Raw genomic sequence first — 17,531 nt, forward strand, 5'->3', positions numbered from 1 at the left:
ATTTTGACCTGTCCCTCTCCGTTCGCATCGAGCGAAGTCGAGATGCCGTGAAGGCATACACGACCCACGGGTGTCTCGACTTCGCTCGACACGAACGGGTTTGGGCCGGTGTAGCTGTCTCGCAACGCCGCGCAAGCCTTCTTGGCGTAACGTCAATAAGGTGGCAGGCTGTGGCTCATGCAATTCATCGACCTGTCGATCCCGATCACCAACGATGTCGTGTCGGACCCGCCCGTGATGCGCCCGCAAATCACCTATATGACCCACGAAACGACGTGGGAGCAGATCGCGATGTTCTTCCCCGGCCTGACCCGCGACGATTTACCCGACGGCGAAGGCTGGGCGGTCGAAAGCCTGACGCTCAGCACGCACAACGGCACGCATATGGACGCGCCCTGGCATTTCCACTCGACGACCGACGAAGGCGCGACCGCCGCGCCGAGCATCGACGAAGCGCCGCTCGACCTGTTCTTTCGCCCCGGCGTGAAGCTCGATTTTTCGGACCGCCCCGCAGGCCATGTCATCAGCGCCGCCGAGGTCGAGGCCGAGCTGGCGCGCATCGGCCACACGCTGCAACCGCTCGACATCGTGCTCGTCCAGTCGGGCGCGATCTACGGCACCGACAATTTCACCGATCAGGGATGCGGCATGGGTGCCGAGGCGACGCTGTATCTGACCGAGCGCGGCGTGAAAGTCGTCGGCACCGACGCATGGAGTTGGGACGCACCGTTCAGCCACACTGCAAAGCGCTGGGCCGAGACGCGCGACCCGTCGATCATCTGGGAAGGCCACAAGGCGGGCCGTATCCGTCCCTATTACCAGATCGAAAAGCTCACCAACCTCGCCGCCCTGCCCCCGACCGGCTGGACGCTCAGCTGCTTCCCGGTGAAGATCGAGCGCGCCAGCGCGGGCTGGATCCGGGCGGTCGCGTTGATCGAGGATTGAGGATCGGGCCGCTCATGACCGAAACCTGACATTCAATCCTCCCTGTGCCGCAGGCATGGGGAGGTGGCAGCGCGCAGCGCTGACGGAGGGGCCAATGGCGCAACCTCGCGGCCCCTCCACCACGCCCTTCGGGCGCGGTCCCCCTCCCCATCGCTGCGCGACAGGGAGGATTGGGGGGCTAGCGAGCTATCCCGATCATTTTTTTCATCGTCATCCCGGACTTGATCCGGGATCCATAACGACCGAGAGACTATAGATCCCGGATCAAGTCCGGGACGACGAAGCCAATCGAACAACGTCCGCTTCCCACCCCGAAGCCGCCACCGGTTACAAATTCACCGTCGCAAGCATCCACAATGTCCACCCGCCGAGCACCAACAAGGTGCCGAAAGTCGCCACAACCCCGACCTGCCGCCCCAGCGGCGGCTTGCCTGCGACCACCGGCGCATACAGGCCGATGACATGCGCGACGCGGCCGATCAGGAAGATCGCGCCGATCACCATCAGCGCCATATGGTTCGCCCGCGCCGTCTCGAGCAGTCCGAGCAGGATGATCGTGATCGGCGCATATTCGGCAAGGTTGCCGTGACTGCGGCTCGCGCTGATCAGTTTCGCGTCGCCATGATCGCCGAACGCGGCCTTGACGCGCAGTCGCTGGCGCACCGTGTCGATCGCGGTCGCAAGCAGCAGCAGCGCACACACCGCGGCGACGAAGGCAGTTACCGGCAAGGTCATAATATTCTCCCCCTCTGAACAATGCGCCACCCTAACCGCGCGCCGGTCGATTGCCACTGGCAAGTTGCATCGAAGGCGCTAGGGTGCGCCGCAAAATTATATGTCCCGGGAGTGATATAAATGACCATCGCCGAAGCGACGCCCGAACTCGATCCTGAAGCCGCACGCGCCGACCGCGCCTTCCTTGGTCATCCCAAGGGACTCGGCTACCTCGCCTTTGTCGAAGGTTGCGAGCGTTTCTCCTATTATTCGATGCAGACGCTGCTTGTCCTCTACATGGTCAAATATCTGCTGCTGCCTGAAAATGCTGCGGGAGTGATCGGACTCGACTGGCTCAAGGGCTGGTATGGCGGCATCGAGGGCCAGCCGCTCGCGTCCAAGATTTTCGGCGATTATACATCGCTCGTCTATCTGACCCCGATCCTCGGCGGGTTGATCGCCGATCGCTGGCTGGGACGCCGTGCCACTTTGATCGCGGGCGGCGCAATCATGGCGCTCGGCCATTTCCTGATGGCGTTCGAGGGAGCGTTCCTGTTTGCATTGCTGTCGCTCGTCGTCGGCGTCGGGCTGTTCAAGGGGAATATCGCGAGCCAGGTGGGCGAGCTCTACGGCCCCAACGACCTGCGCCGCGCGATGGCGTTTCAGATCTTCTATATCGCGATCAACGTCAGCGTGATCGCGGCTCCGCTCGTCGCCGGGACGCTGGGCGAAAAGGTCGGCTGGCACTGGGGTTTCGGCACCGCAGGTATTGTCATGGTGATCGGGCTTATCCTCTACATCATGGCTGGTCCGTGGTTACCCGCCGATAACCGCCCCTCGGCAAACGCGGCGGCAAGGGTCAGCGAACCAATGTCGCGGCAGGACTGGCTGCGCGTCGTCGCCGTGCTCACGCTCGTGCCGGTGATGGCGGTTGCGCTGCTTACCAACCAACAGATTTTCAATGCCTATCTCGTCTGGGCCGACCAACATTTCCAGCTCACCTTCTTCGGCACCACGCTGCCGACGAGCTGGATGATCACGATCGACGCGACCGCCAGCTTCTCGATGCTCGCCGCGGTGGCGGCTTTCTATGTCTGGTATGGCAAGCGGTATCGCGAGCCCGACGAACTGGGGAAGATGGTCATCGGAAGCTTTTTCACGGTCGCGGGCGGTCTTTGCCTTTTCATGGCCGCGGCGACACAGGGCGACGGAAAGATCGGGCTGTTCTGGCCGCTGATGTTTCACCTGTTCAACAGCATCGGCTTTGCGCACATCCTGCCCGTGAGCCTCGCGCTTTTCACCAAGATGGCGCCACGCGCGCTCAACGCGACGGTGATCGGAATCTACTACCTCGCCTTTTTCGGAGCGAACAAGATCGTGGGCGAAGTCGGGACCTGGTATGCGACGATGCCGACGACGAGCTTCTGGCTGTTCCACGTCGGCACCGCGGTCGTCGGCCTTGTCGCCTTCCTGATGTTCAAGCTGTTCCTCGCGCGCCGCCTGATGGGCGATCCGGTCCCAGCCGTCGCCTGACGGTCAGAACAGCCGCGATCCGTTGGGAACGGCACGGTCGGGCGCGAACAGGATGACCGCGCCCGCTTCGTCCGCAAAACCGAGCGTCAGCACCTCGGACATATATTTGCCGATCTGGCGCGGGGGGAAGTTGACGACGGCCGCGACCTGACGCCCCGGCAGATCGTCGAGCGCGTAACGGTCGACGATCTGCGCGCTGCTTTTCCTGACGCCGATGGCGGGGCCAAAGTCGATCTTCAGCTTGAAGGCGGGCTTGCGCGCTTCGGGGAAGGGCTCGGCCGCAACGATCGTGCCGATGCGGATATCGACTTTCAGAAAATCGTCAAAGGTAATGGGATCGGCTGCGGGGGCATCATTTTGATGGTTCACATGCATTTTCAATGTCCGTCGTTGCGATCCCGGCGAAGCCGGGTGAAGCAGTCTCCAGCTATCGGTCCATTCAGGCGATATCAGGAGATTGCTTCGTCACTCTGTTCCTCGCAATGACGAAGTGAAGTGGGCGCAGCCTTATTCCAGCTCCAAGATCACCGCGTCGACCGCCAGGCTGTCGCCCTGCGCCGCGTTGACCGCCTTCACCACGCCTGCCTTTTCGGCGCGCAGGATATTCTCCATCTTCATCGCCTCGACGGTCGCGAGCGGTTGCCCGGCTTCGACCGCATCGCCCTCGCCCACATGGAGCGCGACGAGCAGGCCCGGCATCGGGCAGATGAGGAATTTCGAGAGGTCGGGCGGAATTTTCTCGATCATGTGCGAGGCAAGCGGCGCGACGTGCCACGGCAGCACGCGCACGTCGTGAATGCGCCCGCGCGTCGTCATCCGCCAGCCGGTGCGCGTCCTTGCGACCTTCACTGCCAGCTCGCGCGCGTCGATCTCGGCGACCACCAGCCGGTCGCCCGGCGTATATTCGAGCGCAATGTCGATTGCCTCGCCGTCGACCTTGATATGCTTGGTCCCGACCTTGACCTTGTGGCTCGCGCCGCCGACCGTCACCTGCCATTTGGCGGGCGGGTCGAGCCGCTCGCCGAGCTGGCCGTCGACGCGCCGCGCGCGGTCGGCTTCGGCGCTCGCCATGAAGCCCGCGATGGCCGCAAGCGCACGCGTCACCTCGTCGGCAGCGGGCGCCCCAACAAAGCCTTCGGGATATTCCTCGGCGATGAATCCGGTCGTGAGTTCGCCCGAGCGGAAGCGCGGGTGCTGCATGATTGCCGAGACGAAATCGATGTTGTGGCCCAGGCCCTCGATTTCGAAACGGTCGAGCGCCGCGACCTGCAAGTCCGCCGCCGCGTCGCGCGTCTCGCCCCAGGTCACGAGCTTGGCGATCATCGGGTCGTAGAAGATCGACACCTCGCCGCCCTCTTCGACCCCGGCATCGACACGCACGCCGTCGACGCCGCGCTCGTCACCTTCCCACGCCGGAACGGGGGTGCGATAGCGCACAAGCCGCCCGGTCGATGGAAGGAAACCGCGATAGGGATCCTCGGCATAGACGCGGTTCTCGATCGCCCAGCCGTCGATCTTGATGTCGTCCTGCGTCATTTCGAGCTTCTCGCCCGCCGCGACGCGGATCATCTGCTCGACAAGGTCGATGCCGGTGATCGCCTCGGTCACCGGATGCTCGACCTGGAGCCGCGTGTTCATTTCGAGGAAATAGAAACTCTCGCCCGTCGGGTCGGCGCCCGAGACGATCAGTTCGACCGTCCCCGCGCTGTAATAGCCGACCGCGCGCGCCAGCGCGACGCATTGCTCGCCCATCGCCTTGCGCATCTTCTCGGTGACGAAGGGCGACGGCGCCTCCTCGACCACCTTCTGATGCCGCCGCTGGATGCTGCACTCGCGCTCGTTCAAGTAGAGAATATTTCCGTGCTGGTCGCCGAGGATCTGGATCTCGATATGGCGCGGGTTGAGGATGAACTTCTCGATGAACACCCGGTCGTCGCCGAAGCTGTTCAGCCCCTCGCGCTTCGTCGCCTCGAACCCCTCGCGGACGTCCTTTTCGTCATAGGCCAGCCGCATGCCCTTGCCGCCGCCGCCCGCCGACGCCTTCATCATCACCGGGTAGCCGATCTCGTTCGAAATCTCGACCGCATGCTCGGTGTCGCGGATCTCGCCGACGAAGCCGGGGACGACGTTGACTCCCGCTTCCAGCGCGAGCTTCTTCGATTCAATCTTGTCGCCCATCGCGGCGATCGCGTTCACCGGCGGGCCGATGAAGGCGATATTTTCCTTCGCCAGCGCCTCGGCGAAGCTGGTGCGTTCGGACAGGAAGCCATAGCCCGGATGCACCGCCTCGGCGCCCGTCGCCTTGCACGCGGCGATGATCTTGTCGGCGATCAGATAGGATTCGGACGCCGGCGACGGCCCGATATGCACCGCCTCGTCGGCCATCCCCACAAAAGGCGCGCGCGCATCGGCGTCCGAATAGACGGCGACGGTCGCAATGCCCATGCGCCGCGCGGTCTTGATGACGCGACAGGCGATTTCGCCGCGATTGGCGATCAGGATTTTCTTGAACATTAGTCTCTGTCTCTCAACACATGGCGAGCCAGCAGGACACCGCCCACAAGGAATAGGATCAAGCTGCCCGGAAACATCGCAAATTTGATCAGATCATCATGCTCACAGCCGCGTCCCGCATCATCGACCGGACAGTGACCCAGCGCGGCTCCAAACAGAAAAAATATGACGGCTATCGAGCCAACCACAGCATAGGTGACACAGCCGACCCGATGCCGTGCAGGAATATCAGCCAGCAATCTCACTCCGCCGCCTCCATCCGCATCGGCTCTTCGCTCTCCATCGGCCGCAGCCCCAGCTTCGCGAACAGCGCCGCGTCGGCATTGTCGCCCGCATTCGCCGTCGTCAGCAGCTTGTCGCCGGTGAAGATGCTGTTCGCGCCCGCCATGAAGCACAGCGCCTGCGTCGCCTCCGACATGCTCTCACGCCCCGCGCTCAGCCGCACCATGCTCAGCGGCATGGTGATGCGCGCGACCGCGACGGTGCGGACGAATTCGATGTCGTCGATCTTCGCCAGCGGCGTATCGGCCAGCATGTCGCCGAGCACGGTGCCCTTCACCGGCACCAGCGCGTTGATCGGCACGCTGCCCGGATGTTCGGGCAAGGTCGCGAGCGCGTGGATAAAGCCGACGCGGTCGCTACGCGTCTCGCCCATGCCGACGATCCCGCCCGAGCAGACGTTGATCCCGGCGCTGCGCACTTCCTCCAGCGTGTCCAGCCGCTCCTGAAAGGTCCGCGTCGTGATGACATTGCCGTAATTTTCGGGCGAGGTGTCGATATTGTGGTTGTAATAGTCGAGCCCCGCGACCGCCAGCGTCTGCGCCTGCTCCTTCGTCAGCATCCCCAGCGTCATGCAGGTTTCCATGCCCATCGCGCGCACGCCCTCGATCATCTCGACGATCGCGGGCATGTCGCGGTCCTTGGGATTGCGCCACGCGGCGCCCATGCAGAAGCGCTTCGACCCCGAATCCTTCGCCTGCGCCGCCGCCTGCAGCACCGCGCGGACGTCCATCAGCTTCGTCGCTTTCAGGCCGCTGTCGGCATGCTTCGATTGCGAGCAATAGCCGCAATCCTCGACGCAGCCGCCGGTCTTGATGCTGAGCAGGGTGCAAAGCTGCACTTGCCCACGCGCATGGTGCCGCCGGTGAACCCCCTGCGCCTCCCACATCAGCTCGTCGAACGGCAGGTCGAACAGCGCCGCGATTTCCTCGCGGGTCCAGTTGCGACGAACTTCATCGTCGCACCCCGGCGAAAGCCGGGGCCCAGTGCGGTCCAGAATCGACGGCTCAATGTCGCTCTGGGCCCCTGCCTGCGCAGGGGAACGGGTCGTATTCAAATTCACGCAGCTTCTCCAATCGGCGGCATATTATGTCCCAGCAGGCGCAGCACATCGGCGGCGCATTCGACGACATTCGATCCCGGCCCATAAATACCCTGCACGCCCGCGTCGCGCAGATAATCATAGTCCTGTGGCGGGATCACGCCGCCCGCGATCACCTTGATATCGCTGCGTCCGGCGGCCTTCAGCCCCTTGATCAGTTCGGGGATCAGCGTCTTGTGGCCGGCGGCAAGGCTCGACGCGCCGACCGCGTCGACATTGTTCTCAAGCGCCAGCACGACCGTTTCCTCGGGCGTCTGGAACAGCGGCCCCGATACGATATCGAACCCCATGTCGCCAAAGGCCGAGGCGATGACATTGGCGCCGCGGTCGTGCCCGTCCTGCCCCATCTTGGCGACGAGCAGCTTGGGTTTGCGTCCCAATCGCCGCTCGACCGCCTTCACCCCGTCGACGACCTGCGCCCAGCGACTGTCGTCCTTGTAGGGCGCGGCATAGACGCCCTTCACCGGCGTCGGCACGGTGGCATAGCGGTCGAACGCTTCCTCCATCGCCGACGAAATCTCGCCCAATGTCGCGCGCGCGCGCGCCGCCTCGACCGCGTGGGCGAGCAGGTTCGTCTCGACCGACTGCGGCGCGGCGGCGGCATCGCGCAGCGCCTTCAGCGCCGCCTGGCACGCCGCCTCGTCGCGGCTCGCCTTCACCCGGTTGATCCGCGCGACCTGCGCTTCGCGGACCTTGGTGTTGTCGACCTCGAGCGTTTCGAGCAGGTCTTCGTCCTTGAGGCGATATTTGTTGACGCCGACGATCACATCGTCGCCGCGGTCGACGCGCGCCTGCCGCGCGGCGGCGGCTTCCTCGATCATCGCCTTGGGCCAGCCCGCGGCGACCGCCTTTGCCATGCCGCCCTCGGCCTCGACGCGGTCGATGATCGCCTGCGCCTTGTCGACCAGCTCCTGCGTCAGCGCCTCGACATAGTAAGAGCCGCCGAGCGGGTCGACGACGTTGGTCATCCCCGTCTCTTCCTGCAGGATGATCTGCGTGTTGCGCGCGATCCGCGCCGAAAAATCGGTCGGCAGCGCAATCGCCTCGTCGAGCGCGTTGGTGTGGAGGCTCTGCGTCCCGCCGAGCATCGCCGCCATCGCCTCGATCGTCGTGCGGATGACATTGTTGTACGGGTCCTGTTCGGTCAGCGACACGCCCGAGGTCTGGCAATGGGTGCGCAACATTTTCGAGCGTTCGGACTCCGCACCCAGCTTGGTCATCGCGCGGTGCCACAGCACGCGCGCGGCGCGCAGTTTTGCCGCCTCCATGAAGAAGTTCATGCCGATCGCGAAAAAGAAGGACAGGCGCCCCGCGAACTTGTCGATGTCGAGCCCCGACGCGACGCCATATTTCACATATTCGATGCCGTCGGCGATGGTGAAGGCGAGCTCCTGCACCTGCGTCGCGCCGGCTTCCTGCATATGATAGCCCGAAATGGAGATGCTGTTGAACTTGGGCATCTCGCGCGACGTGTAACCGAAAATGTCGCTGATTATCCGCATCGAGGGTTCGGGCGGATAGATATAGGTGTTGCGGACCATGAACTCCTTGAGGATGTCGTTCTGGATCGTCCCGTCAAGCAGCGCGCGCTCGACCCCCTGCTCCTCGCCCGCGACGATGAAGAAGGCGAGTATGGGGATCACCGCGCCGTTCATCGTCATGCTGACCGACATCTTGTCGAGCGGGATGCCGTCGAACAGGATCTTCATATCCTCGACGCTGTCGATCGCGACACCCGCCTTGCCGACGTCGCCGACGACGCGCGGATGGTCGCTGTCATAACCGCGGTGGGTGGCAAGGTCGAAGGCGACGCTAAGGCCCTTCTGCCCTGCCGCCAGATTGCGGCGATAGAAGGCGTTCGATTCCTCGGCGGTCGAAAAGCCCGCATATTGCCGCACCGTCCACGGGCGCCCCGCATACATCGACGCCTTCACCCCGCGCGTGAAGGGCGCAAAACCGGGCAGGCCGGGGTCTTCGCGCACATCCTCGGCGGTATAGAGCGGCTTGACGTCGATCCCCTCGGGCGTGTGCCAGGTGAGGTCGCGGCCCTTCACCTCCTTCTCGGCGGCGGCCTGCCAGTCGGCGATGGTCGGTTTGTCGGTCATAATGCAATCCTATTCCCTCTCCCCTCGGGAGAGGATACGCAGCCTTAGCCGTCAGGCTTAGGCGAAGTTGGTGAGGGTCGGTGCCCTCTCGATAGCGTCCATCCCCTCACCCAGCTCCGACTAGCCAGCAAGCTGGCAAGTCTTCGCATCCCTCTCCCGATGGGAGAGGGTTGAAGGGTTCTAGTGCGCCCCCTTCGGCGTCTCCATAATCTCGGTCAGCACTCCGCCCATATCCTTGGGATGCACGAAAAAAATCAGCGTCCCATGCGCCCCGATCCGCGGCTCGCCGAGCACGCGCTTGCCCATCGCCTCGAACTCCGCCTTGGCGGCGTGAATGTCGGGGACTTCGTAGCACATATGATGCTGCCCCCCCGCCGGGTTCTTCTCGAGGAAGCCCGCGATCGACGTGTTGCCCGGCAGCGGCTCGATCAGCTCGATCTGCGTGCCATTGAGCGCGCCATCAGCACCGGGCGTATCGACAAAACACACCTTTACCCCCTGGCTTGGCAGGTCGAACGGCTCATGGATTTTCGTCGCGCCCATCACGTCGCGGTAAAAGACGATGCTGTCGGCAATCGACGGCGTCGCAACGCCGATATGGTTGAGGCGGCCTAGTTTCATCCTTCCCCCCTCCCCTTCAGGGGAGGGGCCGGGGGTGGGGTCCCGCAACCTTGCGCAAGGTCGATAGACCCCACCCCAACCCCTCCCCTGAAGGGGAGGGGCTTGATGTTGTCGGCGATCGACGGCGTCGCGACTCCGATGTGGTTCAGGCGGCCTAGTTTCATTTCACGACACCTATTAAATATAGGGGGATGACGATCCCCACCAAGGTCCAAAACGGAATCATAAGCACAATGAACGCGAACAGAGACCAAAACCAAAACGGCTCATCATTGCGCGACCAGTTCCAGCGAAGACGGAGGATTCCGGTCTTGTTTGCCACCCAGAGCGCGCGGACAGCGAAAGGCACCAAAGCCCAACACAAAACGCATAAGAGTATGGCTTCAATCACAGCGGAATATTGTCATGCTTCTTCCACGGGTTCTCCAACTGCTTGTTCCGCAGTTTCCGTAGCCCCAGCGCAATCCGTCGCCGCGTCGAGTGCGGATAGATCACCTCGTCGATATACCCCCGCTGCGCCGCGACGAACGGGTTCGCAAAACGGTCCTCATATTCCTTCGTGCGCTCGGCGATTTTTTCAGGGTCACCGATGTCGCTGCGGAAGATGATCTCGACCGCGCCCTTCGCGCCCATCACCGCGATCTCGGCGGTCGGCCAGGCATAGTTCAAATCGCCGCGCAGATGCTTTGACGCCATCACGTCGTATGCGCCGCCATAGGCCTTGCGCGTGATTACCGTGATCTTGGGCACCGTCGCCTCGGCATAAGCGAAGAGCAGCTTCGCGCCATGCTTGATGATACCATTATATTCCTGCGCGGTGCCCGGCAGGAAGCCGGGAACGTCGACGAAGGTGATGATCGGGATTTCGAACGCATCGCAAAAACGCACGAAGCGCGCCGCCTTCTTCGACGAATTGATGTCGAGCACGCCCGCGAGCACAAGCGGCTGGTTCGCGACGATCCCGATGGTGCGCCCCTCGATGCGTCCGAAACCGCAGATGATATTCGCGGCGTGCGCCGGCTGCACCTCGAAGAAATCGCCCTCGTCGACCGTCTTGCGGATCAGCTCGTGCATGTCATAGGGCTGGTTCGCGTTCGGCGGGATCAGCGTGTCGAGGCTTTCCTCGATCCGGTCATAGGGGTCGGCGGTCGGCCGTTCGGGCACCCCGCTGCGGTTGTTTTCGGGCAGATAGTCAAAGAAATCGCGCGCCGCGAGCAGCGCCTCGATGTCGTTCTCGAACGCCAGGTCGGCGACCGAGCTCTTGGTCGTATGCGTAATCGCGCCGCCCAGTTCTTCCTGCGTCACCACCTCGTTGGTCACCGTCTTGACGACATCGGGGCCGGTGACGAACATATAGCTCGAATCCTTCACCATGAAGATGAAGTCGGTCATCGCGGGGCTGTACACGGCCCCACCCGCGCACGGGCCCATGATCAGCGAAATCTGCGGCACGACGCCGCTCGCGAGCACATTTTTCTGGAACACGTCGGCATAGCCGCCGAGCGAGGCAACGCCCTCCTGGATGCGCGCGCCGCCGCTGTCGTTGAGGCCGATGACCGGCGCGCCGACCAGCATCGCCTTGTCCATCACCTTGCAGATCTTTTCGGCGTGGCGCTTTGACAGCGAGCCACCGAAGACGGTGAAATCCTGGCTGAAGACATAGACGAGACGGCCGTTGATCGTCCCCGATCCGGTGACGACGCCGTCGCCCGGCACCTTTTGGTCCTGCATCCCGAAATCGACGCAATCATGCTCGACATAGGTGTCGAGTTCCTCGAACGACCCCTCGTCGAGCAGCACGAGCAACCTTTCGCGCGCGGTGAGCTTGCCCTTGGCATGCTGCGCGTCGATGCGTTTCTGCCCTCCGCCCACGGCAGCAGCGGCGCGGCGGCGTTCCATTTCGGCGATATTGGCGGACATGCGGCTCTCCGATAGTGTCTCGAATGCGCCGTCTGCCTGCGCCGGCGCGCCGATGCAAATGCGAATTTGCAAAGTTGCAAAGTCGATCTTTGCAAAGTAGCATCGCATCGATGGCACAAACCCGACTCTACGCTGGGCGACAACTTCGCCAACTTCGGGAAACCCGCGCGATCCGCCAATCCGACTTCGCCGCCCAGCTCGGCATTTCGGCCTCCTACCTCAGCCAGATCGAGCATGACGACCGCCCGCTGACCCCGGCGCTGCTCGATCGGCTGCAGCGGCTGTTCCCGCTCGAATGGGAAGAGGTCGCCGCCGATGCCGGCGACCGCCGCGCGGGCGCGCTGCGCGAGGCCGCGGCCGACCCGCTCTTTGCGGCATCCCCCCTGCCCCCCGACCAGCTCGAACGTGCGGCGCTCCAGCAGCCGCAGCTCGCCGACCAATTCGTCGCGCTCCACGCCGCCTATCGTCGCGCAGGCCAGCGGCTCCAGATCATCGACGAAGCGCTCACCGGCGGTACTGCCGAGGGCAGCCGCCTGCCGTGGGAGGAGGTGCGCGACTGGTTCCACGATGCGGGCAATTATGTCGACCGGCTCGACCGCGCCGCCGAGGCGCTTGCGGGCCAACTCGGCGGACAAACCGCCTCGCCGCCCGTCGAGCGGATCGAGCAAAGGCTGCGCGACGCGCTCGGCATTTCGATCGTCTATCGTCAGGCCCCCGCGCTGCGCGATTATGACGCAACGATGCGCCACCTCGTCATCGCCCCCTCGCAGCCCGCGGAGAGCCGCCGCTTCCAGCTTGCGCACCAACTCGCCGCGCTCGCGCTCGCCGAGGATATTGCAGCGATCGTCGAAGCCTCGCCGCTGCGCACCGCCGCGGCGCGCCAATTGCTCCACGTCGGCCTCGCCAACTATGCCGCGGGCGCGCTGCTGATGCCCTATGGCGCCTTCCGCGCCAGCGCGCGCGCGGTGCGCCACGACATCGACCGGCTGCGCCTCGAATATGGCGTCAGCTTCGAGCAGGCATGCCACCGCCTCTCGACGCTCCAGCGCCCCGGCGCGCGCGGCATCCCGATGTTCTTCTGTCGCGTCGACATGGCGGGAAATATCACCAAGCGGCACAGCGCAACGCGCCTGCAATTCGCGCGCTTCGGCGGCGCCTGTCCGCTGTGGATCGTTCACGAGGCAGTCGCGATCCCCGACCGCATCCTGTTCCAGCTCGCCGAAACGCCCGACGGGCAGCGCTATGTGTCGATGGCGAAGGGGCTGGTCAAACCGTCGGGCAGCTATGCGCGCCTCCCGCGCCGCTATGCCGTCGCGCTTGGGTGCGAGGCGCAATATGCCGCTGACTTTGTCTATGCCGACGGTGTCGATGTCGACGCACCGCAGGCTGCAACGCGGATCGGCCTGTCGTGCCGCATCTGCCCGCGCGACGATTGCGACCAGCGCGCCTTTCCGCCGAGCGACCGGCCGATATTGGTGGACCCGGATCGACGGGACGTGGTGCCGTATCGGATCGGGTAGCGAAAGCCTCCGCCAAGTACCAAGCGTCGCCCCCGCGAAGCCGGAGCCGAAGCCGGCCTCGCGCGCTCGCCTCGGGCGGCCCCCGCCTTGGCGGGGGACGACGCGTTGCTCAAACCTTCACAAGTCCTCGCTCGAACAGGCTATGCGCCGTCGCGAGAATAGCCTCCTCGGGCGGCCGCATCGACCAGCCGAGCCTTTGCATCGCATGGCGGCTGTCGCCGCCGCGCACATTGCCGAGTTCGGCGACGAGCTGCCGCAGTTCGGGGCGGAAAATCGCGAATGCCCTCAGGAGCCAATCCGGCATTCGCCGCGTCGGCACCTTGCGCGCCCTGTCACCCAGATTGGTCCGCAGGATTTCGGCGACATCGATCATCTTGAGAAACGGGCCCGAGCAAATGAAACGCTCGTCGCGCAAATCGGGCGCGGTGAGCGCGCGATAGTGGAGGTCGGCAACGTCGCGGACGTCGATGATGCCGAAACCGACGTCGGGACACATCGGCACCTTCCCTTCCAAAAGCTGCTTCACGACCTCGATCGACGTCGAAAAATCGTCGCTTATCAAGGGACCGAATACCGCCGCCGGGTTGACCGAGACAAACTCGATATCGCCGCCCTCGGCCGCCATCCAATCGCGCGCCGCGCGTTCGGCAACGGTCTTGGAGCGCACATAGGGCATGACATCGGGATCATCGAGGTTCGTCCAGTCGGCCTCGTTGTTCATTCGCACGCCCTTGCCGTGGCCATAGGCGATTGCCGCCATCGACGAGGTCAGGACAAAGCGCTTCACCCCGGCAGCGCGCGCGAAACGCAGCGCCCGCAGCACGCCTTCGCGTGCCGGGACGACGAGTTCGTCAGGATGTTTGGGAACGCCCAGCGGAAAGGGAGACGCAACATGCGCGACATGCGTGCAATCGACGATCGCTTCGGCCCAACCCGCGTCATGCTCAAGATCGGCGGCGAAGAATTTCAGGCGGTCATTATCGACCGATAGCGATCCGCGCACTTCGGGCTCGCGCGCAAGGCTGCGGATCGTCGCGTGAACCGTCCAGCCTTCGGCAACCAGCTGCCGGATAAGGAAGCCGGCGATATAGCCGCTTCCGCCCGTAACCAACGCCGTGCCCACCATGCGCCATCCCCTCGTCGTCGATACAGCCAGGATAGCGCAAAGCGTTCGGGGGACCGAACCCTTATTTCAGCAGCACCAGTTCCTCGGCCATGCTCGGGTGCAGCGCGACCGTGGCGTCGAAATCGGCCTTGGTCAGCCCGGCTTTCACGGCAACCGCCGCGGCCTGCAGGATTTCGGGGGCATCGGGGCCGATCATGTGCAGCCCGACCACCTGGTCGGTCGCCGCATCGACAATCATCTTGTAGAGCGCGCGCTCGTTGCGTCCGGCGAGGACATTCTTCATCGCGCGAAAGTCGCTCGTATAGGTGCGGATCGTTCCCAGCTTGTTGCGCGCTTCGGCCTCGGTCATCCCGACCGCGCCGATCGGCGGGTGGCTGAACACTGCGCTCGGGACGTTGCGATAATCGACCGTCGTCGGCTTGCCGCCATAGACGGTATCGGCGAATGCCTGTCCTTCGCGGATCGCAACGGGTGTGAGCTGGATGCGATCGGTGACGTCGCCGACGGCATAGATGCTGGGCACCGACGACTGGTTGGTGTCGTCAACCTTGATCGCGCCCTTCGTGTCGAGATCGACGCCGACATCTTCAAGGCCGAGCCCCTTGGTGTTGGGCACACGTCCGGTCGCGATGAGCACCGCGTCGGCGACGATCGGCTCGCAGTTTTCGAGATGGACGGTCAGCGACCCGTCCTCATTTTTCTCGATCGACTGGAAGGGCGCGTTGAACTTGAAATCGATGCCCTTGGTCATTGAAATCTGGAGCAGCCGGTCGCGGATCTGCTCGTCATATCCGCGCAGGATCGTATCGCTGCGGTTGACGATCGTCACCTTGCTGCCGAATTCGTTGAAGATGCCGGCGAATTCATTGGCGATATAGCCGCCCCCCGCGATGACAACGCGCTTGGGCAGCTTTTCGAGATGGAAGACCTCGTTCGAGGTGATCGCATGCTCGCTCCCGGGAAAATCTGCGACGAAGGGCCATCCGCCCGTCGCGATCAGGATGCGCTCGGCAGTGAGTTCCTGCCCGTCTGCCAACCGCACCTTCTGCGGTCCAACGACCGTCGCGCGCGTCTTGAACAGCGTGACCTTGTGATTGTCGAGCGTCTCGCCATAAAGCCCCTCAAGCCGCGTGACTTCGTTCAGCACATTGTCGCGCAGCCGGTCCCAGTCGAATTTGCAGTCGGGAACGTCCCAGCCGAACTGGCGCGCATCCTTCAGATCCTCGGCGAAATGCGCGCCATAGACGAGCAGTTTCTTGGGGACGCAGCCGCGAATGACGCAGGTTCCGCCGACGCGATGCTCCTCGGCGATGGCGACGCGCGCGCCGTGCGACGCCGCGACGCGCGAGGCACGCACGCCGCCCGATCCGGCACCGATGACAAAGAGATCGAAGTCGAAGTCGCTCATTGGGGGCCCCTGACAATTTTCATGCGCTGCCATTCGCAGCCGCGGCCTATGTGGTTACGCGGGCGCGCGATGCCAATCGATTTTTGCGCTCAGTGTCAGTGGCTCCAGCCTCACCCCCCAAGCGCCGCGTCCATCAACGCCTGCGTCGCCGGGTCGAAGTCGATCGTGCCCTCGGTCAGCCCCTTCGCCATTTCCTTGCCCAGCTCGACGCCGAACTGGTCGAACGGGTTGATCCCAAGCAGCACCGCATTGGCGAAGGTGCGGTGCTCGTAAAAGGCGATGAGCGCGCCGAGCGTGTGCGGACTGACCTGATCGAGCAGGATCGTCGTCGACGGCCTGTCGCCCGGATAGTTGCGCGCGCCGTCGTCGCTTGCGCGTCCGGCCATCAACGCCGCGCCCTGCGCGATGCAATTGGCGACCAGCGTTTCATGATGCGCCGCGTCGAGCACATGGCCGGGCTCACGCGCGACGATGAATTCGACCGGGGTCAGGTGCGTGCCCTGGTGCAAAAGCTGGAACACCGCATGTTGCGCGTCGGTGCCGACGCCGCCCCAGGTGATCGACGCGCTCGCACGGCCCAGCGGCGCACCATCGAGCGTCACCGCCTTGCCGTTCGATTCCATTTCGAGCTGTTGCAGATAGTCAGGAAGTAGCCGCAAACGCTCGTCATAGGCAAAGACCGCACGCGTCTGACAGCCAAGGCGATTGGCGTAGAGCTGGTCGACGAAGGCGGCGAGCAGGCAGACATTGTCGGCGCCGTCGGCCAGCCGGAAATGCCGGTCCATCTCGGCCGCGCCTTCGAGCAGTTCGGCAAAGGCATCCCAGCCGAGTGCGAGCGCGGCAGGAAAGCCGATCGACGACCAGAGCGAATAGCGCCCGCCGACCGTCTCGCTGAACGGCAGGATGCGCGTTTCGTCGACCCCCCACTCCATCGCCTTGTCGGGATTGGCGGTAAGCGCGATGAAGCGTCCCGCGGGATCGGCGACCCCCGCCTCGTCGAACCATTGCAGCACCGATTCGGCATTGAGCAACGTCTCGGTCGTTGTGAAGGTCTTCGATGCCACCGCAACAAGCGTATGCTCGGGGCTGAATTTGGCGAAGGCTTCGCTGAGCGCCGCACCATCGACGTTCGACACCACGGCAACGTCATAACGGCGATTGTGCCGCCCGAGCGCATCGACAAGCAGGTCGGGGCCGAGCGCAGAACCGCCGATACCGATGTGCAACAGGTGCCGAATTTCGCCGAACGCCCCCGCCTCGATCGCGTCGACGAGCATCCGCATCCGGTGGTGGAGCGCCTGCGCGCGGCGGACCGAATCGGACGCTCCCTCGCCGCGCTCAGCACTATGCTCGGCAGCGCGATCTTCGGTAGGATTGGCAATCCCGCCGCTGAACAATGTCTTGCGGCGTCCCGCGAAATCCTGCGCTGTGGCAAGCCCCTGCATGGCGTCGATTGCCGCACCGTCGAGATGCGTCTTTGCAAAGTCGAAGCGAATATCGGCGACGTTGCGGACAAGCGACTGCAAGCGGGCCTCGGGATCGTGCGCGACCAGGTCGGCGAGTTTTTGCGGCTGCCACGCGGTTAGTGCCTTCCAGGCTTCGGAAGCGGTCGTCATCGGATTCCCTCTGATTTTCGCTCGCGTCGAGCAAAGTCGCGACACCCGGCGCCCCTTCCGGCGCCATGGGCATCTCGACTTCGCGCGGTGCGAACGGGGATGAAATGCAACCCCTTCTCTAAGCCCAC

14 protein-coding genes are annotated in these 17,531 nt (G+C 64.0%); 3 read left to right on the forward strand and 11 right to left on the reverse strand.

Annotated features, from left to right (window positions below):
* Positions 1–177: 177 nt before the first annotated feature.
* A complete protein-coding gene (locus tag JI743_RS02385) occupies positions 178–945 on the forward strand; it encodes a cyclase family protein (RefSeq protein WP_201925567.1) in 768 nt (255 codons plus the stop codon).
* A gap of 327 nt (positions 946–1,272) precedes the next feature.
* Here JI743_RS02385 and JI743_RS02390 read toward each other — a convergent pair whose 3' ends face one another.
* Positions 1,273–1,680 (reverse strand): MAPEG family protein, encoded by a 408-nt coding sequence (locus tag JI743_RS02390; RefSeq protein ID WP_201925569.1) that lies wholly within the window; start codon positions 1,678–1,680, stop codon positions 1,273–1,275.
* Between the two features lie 120 nt (positions 1,681–1,800).
* Here JI743_RS02390 and JI743_RS02395 point away from each other — a divergent pair, with 120 nt between their 5' ends.
* Entirely contained in the window at positions 1,801–3,192 is a 1,392-nt protein-coding gene (locus tag JI743_RS02395) for a peptide MFS transporter (RefSeq protein ID WP_201925571.1), read from the forward strand.
* A gap of 3 nt (positions 3,193–3,195) precedes the next feature.
* On the opposite strand, the gene JI743_RS02400 is transcribed toward JI743_RS02395, so the two are convergent.
* From JI743_RS02400 to JI743_RS02430, 7 genes are all read right to left on the reverse strand, one after another.
* Positions 3,196–3,567 carry a tRNA-binding protein gene (locus JI743_RS02400; protein ID WP_201925573.1) on the reverse strand — a complete coding sequence of 124 codons (372 nt, stop codon included), beginning with the start codon at positions 3,565–3,567 and terminating at the stop codon, positions 3,196–3,198.
* A gap of 132 nt (positions 3,568–3,699) precedes the next feature.
* Complete coding sequence (locus JI743_RS02405) at positions 3,700–5,706, reverse strand: acetyl-CoA carboxylase biotin carboxylase subunit (RefSeq protein ID WP_201925575.1); 2,007 nt, start codon at positions 5,704–5,706, stop codon at positions 3,700–3,702.
* Positions 5,706–5,951, reverse strand: a complete 246-nt coding sequence (locus JI743_RS02410) for a hypothetical protein (RefSeq protein WP_201925577.1) — start codon at positions 5,949–5,951, stop codon at positions 5,706–5,708. Before JI743_RS02410 ends, JI743_RS02405 begins: the two co-directional genes overlap by 1 nt.
* Positions 5,948–6,982, reverse strand: a complete 1,035-nt coding sequence (gene bioB / locus JI743_RS02415; protein WP_201927239.1) for a biotin synthase BioB — start codon at positions 6,980–6,982, stop codon at positions 5,948–5,950. The genes JI743_RS02410 and bioB overlap by 4 nt, the downstream gene beginning before the upstream one ends.
* Before the next feature lie 62 nt (positions 6,983–7,044).
* The gene (gene scpA / locus JI743_RS02420) at positions 7,045–9,192 is read right to left on the reverse strand and encodes a methylmalonyl-CoA mutase (protein ID WP_201925579.1); all 2,148 of its coding nucleotides are present in this window, start codon (positions 9,190–9,192) and stop codon (positions 7,045–7,047) included.
* 180 nt (positions 9,193–9,372) lie between these two features.
* The gene (gene mce, locus JI743_RS02425) at positions 9,373–9,813 is read right to left on the reverse strand and encodes a methylmalonyl-CoA epimerase (RefSeq protein ID WP_201925581.1); all 441 of its coding nucleotides are present in this window, start codon (positions 9,811–9,813) and stop codon (positions 9,373–9,375) included.
* Between the two features lie 387 nt (positions 9,814–10,200).
* Positions 10,201–11,733, reverse strand: a complete 1,533-nt coding sequence (locus JI743_RS02430; RefSeq protein WP_201925583.1) for an acyl-CoA carboxylase subunit beta — start codon at positions 11,731–11,733, stop codon at positions 10,201–10,203.
* A 110-nt stretch (positions 11,734–11,843) separates the two neighbouring features.
* Between JI743_RS02430 and JI743_RS02435 the strand changes: the two genes are divergently transcribed.
* The gene (locus tag JI743_RS02435; protein ID WP_201925585.1) at positions 11,844–13,253 is read left to right on the forward strand and encodes a helix-turn-helix domain-containing protein; all 1,410 of its coding nucleotides are present in this window, start codon (positions 11,844–11,846) and stop codon (positions 13,251–13,253) included.
* A 109-nt stretch (positions 13,254–13,362) separates the two neighbouring features.
* Here the strand turns inward: JI743_RS02435 and JI743_RS02440 are convergent, their stop codons facing one another.
* The 3 genes from JI743_RS02440 to pgi form a co-directional block, all read right to left on the reverse strand.
* Positions 13,363–14,379: an NAD-dependent epimerase/dehydratase family protein gene (locus JI743_RS02440; RefSeq protein WP_201925587.1), complete on the reverse strand. Its 1,017-nt coding sequence runs from the start codon at positions 14,377–14,379 to the stop codon at positions 13,363–13,365.
* A gap of 61 nt (positions 14,380–14,440) precedes the next feature.
* On the reverse strand, positions 14,441–15,787 hold the full coding sequence (gor, locus tag JI743_RS02445; protein WP_201925589.1) for a glutathione-disulfide reductase: 1,347 nt from the start codon (positions 15,785–15,787) through the stop codon (positions 14,441–14,443).
* 110 nt (positions 15,788–15,897) lie between these two features.
* A complete protein-coding gene (gene pgi, locus JI743_RS02450) occupies positions 15,898–17,403 on the reverse strand; it encodes a glucose-6-phosphate isomerase (protein ID WP_201925591.1) in 1,506 nt (501 codons plus the stop codon).
* Between the last annotated feature and the right edge of the window lie 128 nt (positions 17,404–17,531).

The sequence above is a fragment of the Sphingopyxis jiangsuensis genome, assembly GCF_016734905.1.
GTDB lineage: Bacteria > Pseudomonadota > Alphaproteobacteria > Sphingomonadales > Sphingomonadaceae > Sphingopyxis > Sphingopyxis jiangsuensis.

Excerpts from the sequence above, each read along its gene's own strand:
- JI743_RS02385 (WP_201925567.1), top strand. The coding sequence starts at position 178 with ATGCAATTCATCGACCTGTCGATCCCGATCACCAACGATGTCGTGTCG.
- JI743_RS02390 (WP_201925569.1), bottom strand. The coding sequence starts at position 1,680 with ATGACCTTGCCGGTAACTGCCTTCGTCGCCGCGGTGTGTGCGCTGCTG.
- JI743_RS02395 (WP_201925571.1), top strand. The coding sequence starts at position 1,801 with ATGACCATCGCCGAAGCGACGCCCGAACTCGATCCTGAAGCCGCACGC.
- JI743_RS02400 (WP_201925573.1), bottom strand. The coding sequence starts at position 3,567 with ATGCATGTGAACCATCAAAATGATGCCCCCGCAGCCGATCCCATTACC.
- JI743_RS02405 (WP_201925575.1), bottom strand. The coding sequence starts at position 5,706 with ATGTTCAAGAAAATCCTGATCGCCAATCGCGGCGAAATCGCCTGTCGC.
- scpA (WP_201925579.1), bottom strand. The coding sequence starts at position 9,192 with ATGACCGACAAACCGACCATCGCCGACTGGCAGGCCGCCGCCGAGAAG.
- mce (WP_201925581.1), bottom strand. The coding sequence starts at position 9,813 with ATGAAACTAGGCCGCCTCAACCATATCGGCGTTGCGACGCCGTCGATT.
- JI743_RS02430 (WP_201925583.1), bottom strand. The coding sequence starts at position 11,733 with ATGTCCGCCAATATCGCCGAAATGGAACGCCGCCGCGCCGCTGCTGCC.
- JI743_RS02435 (WP_201925585.1), top strand. The coding sequence starts at position 11,844 with ATGGCACAAACCCGACTCTACGCTGGGCGACAACTTCGCCAACTTCGG.
- JI743_RS02440 (WP_201925587.1), bottom strand. The coding sequence starts at position 14,379 with ATGGTGGGCACGGCGTTGGTTACGGGCGGAAGCGGCTATATCGCCGGC.
- gor (WP_201925589.1), bottom strand. The coding sequence starts at position 15,787 with ATGAGCGACTTCGACTTCGATCTCTTTGTCATCGGTGCCGGATCGGGC.
- pgi (WP_201925591.1), bottom strand. The coding sequence starts at position 17,403 with ATGACGACCGCTTCCGAAGCCTGGAAGGCACTAACCGCGTGGCAGCCG.